Annotated in this window: 4 protein-coding genes; 2 read left to right on the forward strand and 2 right to left on the reverse strand. The window is 73.1% G+C overall.

What is annotated here, in order from left to right:
• Positions 1-464: 464 nt before the first annotated feature.
• The gene (locus ACFRMQ_RS37210) at positions 465-923 is read left to right on the forward strand and encodes an ASCH domain-containing protein (RefSeq protein ID WP_380735280.1); all 459 of its coding nucleotides are present in this window, start codon (positions 465-467) and stop codon (positions 921-923) included.
• 62 nt (positions 924-985) lie between these two features.
• On the opposite strand, the gene rsgA is transcribed toward ACFRMQ_RS37210, so the two are convergent.
• Both rsgA and ACFRMQ_RS37220 read right to left on the reverse strand, forming a co-directional pair.
• Positions 986-2134 carry a ribosome small subunit-dependent GTPase A gene (gene rsgA, locus ACFRMQ_RS37215; RefSeq protein WP_380735281.1) on the reverse strand — a complete coding sequence of 383 codons (1149 nt, stop codon included), beginning with the start codon at positions 2132-2134 and terminating at the stop codon, positions 986-988.
• 319 nt (positions 2135-2453) lie between these two features.
• Positions 2454-3536: a cytochrome c oxidase assembly protein gene (locus ACFRMQ_RS37220; RefSeq protein WP_380735283.1), complete on the reverse strand. Its 1083-nt coding sequence runs from the start codon at positions 3534-3536 to the stop codon at positions 2454-2456.
• Positions 3537-3837: 301 nt separating this feature from the next.
• Between ACFRMQ_RS37220 and ACFRMQ_RS37225 the strand changes: the two genes are divergently transcribed.
• Positions 3838-5463, forward strand: a complete 1626-nt coding sequence (locus ACFRMQ_RS37225) for an FtsW/RodA/SpoVE family cell cycle protein (protein ID WP_380735284.1) — start codon at positions 3838-3840, stop codon at positions 5461-5463.
• Positions 5464-5600 lie beyond the last annotated feature (137 nt).

Below are 5600 nucleotides of genomic sequence, written 5' to 3' on the forward strand. Positions count from 1 at the left end.
CGTCGTCTATCACGTGGTCCAGTCTGCGGCACGGGCCGGGGGGTGACTGGCGAAAATCGGACATCGCCGTTCCGGAGCGCCCCCTGGTGCGCGCCCCGTCGCCGCTCCGGCCGCCGGAGCGGCGACGGAACCTCGGCGGGAGAGTTACTACCTGACTGCCCGGGCCCTCCCCCTCCCCCCTCCCTCCCCCATCCCCGCTGCCTCCCGCCACCGCCTCACCTCATGAGCCATGGCCCCATGGAGGCCCCACGGCTCGACAGCCCGCGCCCAGGCGCAGCCGGGGCAGCACCGGGCCTCGCCAGGGTGGTGTCGGAGCCGAGCCGGTGACGCACACCGCGCCTCGCCAGGCCGGTCACGCCCCAGGCCGGGGACTCGCCGCGCCGCCCAGGTGCCTGCGGCTGCCGGTCGGAGCGCCGCCCGAAAATCGCAGGCCAGCCGAGCCGCCCCGCGGCTACCCTCGCCGGATGAACGAGCAGCAGCCTTACACCGGCGTGGACGACCCGCGCGTCGCCGCCCTGCCGTCGGCCGAGTTCGCGTTCCCCGGCCCGCTGCGGGATCAGCTGGTCGCCGCGATCCTCGACACCTCCAAGACCAGCACCACCGGCCTGGTCGCCGACTACGAGCACGAGAACGAGCCCCTGCCCCTGGTCGGCGAGCGGGCCGCCGTGCTCGACTCGGACGGCCGCAGGGTCGCCGTGATCGAGACCACGGACGTCCAGGTGACCCCGCTCGCCGACGTCGACCTCCAGCACGCCCTGGACGAGGGTGAGGGGTTCACCAGCGTCGCCGAATGGCGGGCGGGACACGAGCGGTTCTGGCGCAGTCCGGAGCTGCTCGAAGCCCTCGATGACCCGGGTTTCACCGTGGACGACACCACCCCGCTGGTCCTGCAGCGCTTCCGCCTGGTGGCTGACCTCCGCTGAGCCGGGCGGGCCCGGCGAAGGCCGGCCGGCGGCCGTTTCCCGGCGGCCGGCCGGAGCCGAGGTCAGCGCTTCACCGGACCTCCCGCGGCTCGCATCGACTTGTTGATCGCCTTCCACTTCTTCAACCGCGCCTTGGCCACCCGGGCGTCCGTGCGCGAGGCGATCCAGTCGCTCTCGCGCTGGAGCTTGAGGTAGCTGTCCATCCGGCGCTGCGGCAGGGTGCCGTCGGCCAGTGCCGCCTGCACCGCGCAGCCGGGCTCGGTGTGGTGGCCGCAGTCGTGGAAGCGGCACTCCTCGGCCAGCTCGGCTATGTCGGCGAAGGCCAGGTCCACGCCCTCGCCACCGTAGAGGCCGACCTCGCGCAGCCCGGGGGTGTCGATCAGCACGCCGCCGCCGGGCAGCGGGATCAGCTCGCGGGTGGTCGTGGTGTGGCGGCCCTTCTGGTCGACCGAGCGGGCCTCCTGGACCGTCATCACGTCGATGCCGACCAGCGCGTTGGTGAGCGTGGACTTGCCGACGCCGGACTGGCCGATCACGGCGGTGGTGCCGGGGGTGCAGGCGCGCAGGACGTCCATGCCCTCGCCCGTCTCGGCGCTCACCACGAGCACCGGAACCCCGGGGGCGACCCCCTCGACGTCGGCCCGGATGAAGTCCGCGTCGTCGACCAGGTCGGCCTTGGTGAGGACGACCAGCGGATCGGCGCCGGACTCCCAGGCCAGGGCGAGGAAGCGCTCGATCCGGCCGAGGTCGGGATCGACCGCGAGGGAGGAGGCGATCAGCACGGTGTCGACGTTGGCGGCCAGCACCTGGCCGTCGGAGCGCTTGCCGGCCACCTTGCGGATGATCGCGGTGGAGCGCGGCAGCAGCGCGGCCACGGAGGCCATCGGCAGGGCGTGGAGGTCCACGGCCGCCCAGTCGCCCGTGCACGGGCAGTTGATCATGTCGGCGTCGCCCACCGACCGGGTGTCGAACCGGACGGTGCGCGGCTCGCCCGTCTCCGGGTCGGCGATCACGGCGTCGCACTGGCCGCGGTCGACCCGGACGATCCGGGCCGGGATCAGCCCGGCCTCGGCGAACGGGGCGAACAGCTCCGCGAGTTCGGCCGTCCAGCCGTAGCCGGTCAGGGCGGATGCGCCGACGGAGGCGTCCGCGGAGGAGTCGGCGGAAGCGTGCGCGGAGGAGGAAGAAGAAACGGAGGCAGCGTTGAACAACGCAGTGGCCCTTCGGGAGGAGATGGTCCCGGCGGGCTACGGCTGGCGCGAAGGGCTCAGCCGGCGGCCGGGGAAAGGAGGTGAACGCGAGTGCTGCCCTGGGCAGCTATCGGGGCGACAACGACCACGGGGTTCACCTCCTGCTCTCTACTCCTCGGGCGGCCCAATGGCCCCCGAACCGGACGTGTCACACGCTAGCGGAGAGGGGGATTGTGGCCAACCTATTTTTGACCTGCGGAAATGCGACGCGGAGGCACTCAACGGGGCCACAGAGGGCCAAAATTGGCCCGCACAAACGGCCCGGCGAACACGCCACCCGCTACCCTCCGTAGCGCTGCCTGAGGTTCGGATCGTCCAGCCACCACGGCCGCATCCCGGTCTCGTCCTCCTCCGGCAGCCCCGCCTCCCGCGCCCGCGCGGCCGCCGCCTCGAACCGGGCGTCCAGGTCGGCGTCCACCGCCCTGGTCTCCTCCCGCCCCTGCACCACCATCCGCCGCACCAGCGCGGCCAGGAACGGCAGCCCGACCAGGTCCCCCAGCACCCAGAACGCGTTGCCGCCCCAGGTCTGGTCCTGCGCCAGGCTCGGCCCCCACGGCCGCCCGAGCGCCATGTAGTAGTGCTCGGCCACCAGGTGCCCGCCGTAGATCAGCACGATCCCGAGGCCCGCGTCGAAGATCACCTCGGCGAAGGTGATGAACAGCCCCACCAGGTGCGGGTACTCGTGCCCGACCGGGTCCAGTTGCAGCCTCGGCCAGAAGTAGGCGAGGCCCAGCAGCACCAGCGCCAGGTGCAGCACGACGTTGCCGAGCCCGCTGGACACCGACCACTCGTACCAGGGCGTGAAGTAGAGCAGCCACGGCGGCGCCATCAGCAGCCCGGTGGAGACCGCCGGGAACATCAGCACCTTGGACGGACGGCTGCGCAGCGCCCGCAGGAGGCGCTCCCGCCGGGCCGCCGGGGCCGCCTCGACCAGCAGCGAGACCGGGGCGCCGAGCGCGAGCAGCAGCGGGACGACCATCAGCAGCAGCACGACCTGCACGGCCCGGTCGGTGAACAGGATCCGCTCGTACACGCCGAGCCCGGAGCAGGTGCACCAGATCCACAGCAGCAGCCCGCCGAGGAAGGCGGCGGTCCGGGTCGGCTGCCAGCGCCCGCCGCCCGAGGACCCGCCACCGGGGAGTCCGCCGTCCGAGGACCCGCCACCGGACGGCCCTCCGGCGCCCGCCCGGTCGACCCTGCGCACCGCCCCCAGGTACCAGGCGGCGAGCAGCACCGACAGCACCAGCACCAGCGGTTCGGCCGTCCACGAGGTCGCCAGGTCGGACCACCGCCACGGCGGCGGCCCGCCGTAGGCGAGCACCGGGGCGGGGCCGCCCACCGCGCCGTCCACCGCTGCGTCCATCCGCCCGCTCACCTCACCCGTTCCGGAAGGCCCCGCCGGCCGGAGGACCGACCGCCGGGACCCGCCGCCGGGCCCGCCCCGGCGCCCGGCCATGATGTCCCCGCGCGACGGCCCCGCCGCACCCGGGCCCCGCCTCTATACCCGGACCTGAACAACGCTTTACCCAAGCCCAACAAAGCTTTGCCCAGGCAAAGTTCTGCCCGCGGGACGCTCCTCCTCGCAACCGCTCCCAAGACACAAACGTCTGGAAGGATGCACCGGCGGCGAGACCCCGCCGTGGTCGACAAGGGGATGACACGAGGTGCGAAGCACTGCACGCGGCGAGGGCCGCCGACTGGCGACGCGCCACCGCAACATCGAACTGGGCCTGCTGGCCTTCGCGGTGGCCGTCTGTCTGGCGGGACACATCGACGCCGATCTGGCACTGACCGGAAAGCTGCCGCCCGGCCTGCTGGTGCACGCCCTGTCGCTGGGCGCGCTGGCCGGGGCGGCCCACCTGGCGGTGCGCCGGTTCGCGCCGTACGCCGATCCGCTGATCCTGCCACTGGGCGTCTTCCTGACCGGCTTCGGCCTGGTGCTGCTGGACCGGCTGGACTTCAGCTACCGGCTCGCGCACGCCGCCAAGGGCGACTACCAGAAGCTCCCGGCCGCGCCCTCCCAGCTGATGTGGGTGTTCATCTCGGTGGCGGCGGCGCTCGCGCTGATCGTGCTGGTCAAGCACCATCGCTTCTTCCAGCGGTACGTCTATCTGATGATGGCGGGCGCGCTCATCCTGCTGACCGCGCCGATCTTCTCGCCGACCGACAGCTTCGGCGCCAAGCGGTGGATCAAGCTCCCCGGGCTGCCCTCCTTCGAACCGGACGAGTTCGTGAAGGTCGCGATCACGATCTTCTTCGCGGGCTACCTGATGGCCCACCGGGACGCCCTGGCGCTGGCCGGGCGGAAGGTCTGGGGGATGACCCTGCCGCGCGGCCGGCACGCCGGTCCGGTGCTGGCGATCTGGGCGGTCAGCCTGCTGGTGCTGATCTTCGAGCGCGACCTGGGCACCTCGCTGATCTTCTTCGGCCTCTTCATCGTGATGCTGTACGTGGCGACCGAGCGCACCAGCTGGGTGGTGCTCGGGCTGCTGATGGCGGTCGGCGGCGCGGCGGTGGTCGGCACCGTGGAGCCCCACGTGCACGGCCGCGTCGAGGCCTGGCTGCACCCGCTCGACTACTACAAGCCGGTGCACGACCAGGCGATCTCCGAACAGCCCGCCGAGGCGCTGTTCAGTCTGGGCACCGGGCACCTGACCGGGACCGGCCTGGGCTCCGGACGGCCCTGGCTGATCGGCTTCGCCGGGCGCAGCGACTTCATCTTCACCACCATCGGCGAGGAACTTGGCCTGGCCGGGGTGACCGCGATCCTGCTGGTCTACGTGCTGCTGATCCAGCGTGGTCTGCGCACCGCGATCGGCCTGACCGACCCGTTCGGCAAGCTGCTGGCCACCGGGCTGTCGGCGGCGCTGGCGCTCCAGGTGTTCGTGGTGGTCGGCGGGGTGAGCGGGCTGGTCCCGCTGACCGGCAAGGCGCTGCCGTTCCTGGCGGCCGGCGGTTCGTCGCTGCTGGCGAACTGGCTGATGGTGGGGCTGCTGATCAAGCTGAGCGACTCCTCCGGGCGCACCGCCCTGGATCCGGTCCAGCCCTCCCCCGAGCCGCTCCCGGCCCAGGGACGAGTCCAGGCCCAGGCCCACCCGGTCGACGGGCCCACCCCCGCCGAACCGTCGGTGAACAGCCCGACCCTGTCCGGCCCGTACGACCCGTCGGCCCCGGACCCGTCAGCTCCGCACCCGTCGGCTCCGCACCCGTCGGCGGCGGATCCCACCGCCCGGACCGAGCTGCGCCCCTCCTTCGGCTTCGGCCACCCCCCGGACCCGGCCGCCCCCTGAGGCCCGCCGCGCCGGCACCGACGCCACGGGGCCTCCCCCGCACCCGCGAGGGAGGCCCCGTCCGTGTGTCCTGCCGCGTGTCCCGTCGGCTGCCCCGCCGCTGCCCCGCCGAGTGTTCCCGCAGTCCGTCCTACCGC

The organism is Kitasatospora sp. NPDC056783 (genome assembly GCF_042789895.1).
In the GTDB taxonomy this organism is placed as follows: domain Bacteria; phylum Actinomycetota; class Actinomycetes; order Streptomycetales; family Streptomycetaceae; genus Kitasatospora.